We start from the raw sequence: 990 nt of genomic DNA, 5'->3' as shown, positions 1-990 counted from the left end.
AGACATTGCGTTTATTGCCACGCGCAGCAAATAGTGCTGCTTCGTTAACTAGGTTGGCCAAATCAGCACCCGAAAACCCTGGTGTACCACGCGCAATAAGAGAAGGCTCAACGTCACCCGCTAGCGTACTTTACGCATATGCACTTTTAGGATCTGTTCACGACCACGTACGTCGGGCAGACCGACCACAACTTGACGGTCAAAACGCCCAGGACGCAGCAGTGCAGGGTCCAAAACATCTGGACGGTTGGTTGCCGCAATAACGATAATGCCTTCGTTACCTTCGAAACCATCCATTTCTACTAGCATTTGGTTTAGTGTTTGTTCACGTTCATCGTGACCACCACCAACACCGGCACCACGTTGGCGACCTACGGCGTTCAATTCATCAAATGAAATGATACATGGTGAGGCTTTTTTGCCTGTTCGAACATATCACGAACACGCGATGCACCAACACCAACAAACATTTCAACGAAGTCAGAACCGGAAATAGTGAAAAATGGGACTTTCGCCTCACCAGCAATGGCTTTTGCCAATAAGGTTTTACCCGTACCTGGAGGGCCCACCATCAAAACACCAGTTGGAATCTTACCACCCAGCTTCTGGAAACGGCTTGGGTCACGTGAGATAATCCACTAGCTCTTTAACGTCTTTCTTTGGCTTCGTCACACCTGCGAACATCACCAACGTCGTTTTGATCTGCTCTTCACTCATCATGCGAGCTTTGCTCTTACCAAATGACATGGCACCTTTGCCACCGCCACCTTGCATTTGACGCATGAAGAAATCCATACACCGAATCAGAGTAGAATCATTGGGAACCAGGAAATAAAGATAGTACCGAGCAAGCTTTGCTCTTCTGGAGGCGTACCTTGTACTTTAACGTTTTGGTTGATCAGGTCGTCCAGCAATTTCTGATCGTATACCGGCATGTAAGTTACAAACTTACCGCCGCCGCCACGTCTAACGAAGGTAATTTCACCGTCT

1 pseudogene is annotated in these 990 nt (G+C 48.1%); it reads right to left on the bottom strand.

The window, feature by feature from the left end:
- Positions 1-990, bottom strand: a pseudogene (locus tag CIK04_RS26085) (ATP-dependent metallopeptidase FtsH/Yme1/Tma family protein); the annotation flags it as partial.

This window comes from Vibrio sp. 03_296 (assembly GCF_002265885.1).
Note: the sequence above shows the minus strand (reverse complement) of the source record. Positions and strands in the feature narration are given on the sequence as shown.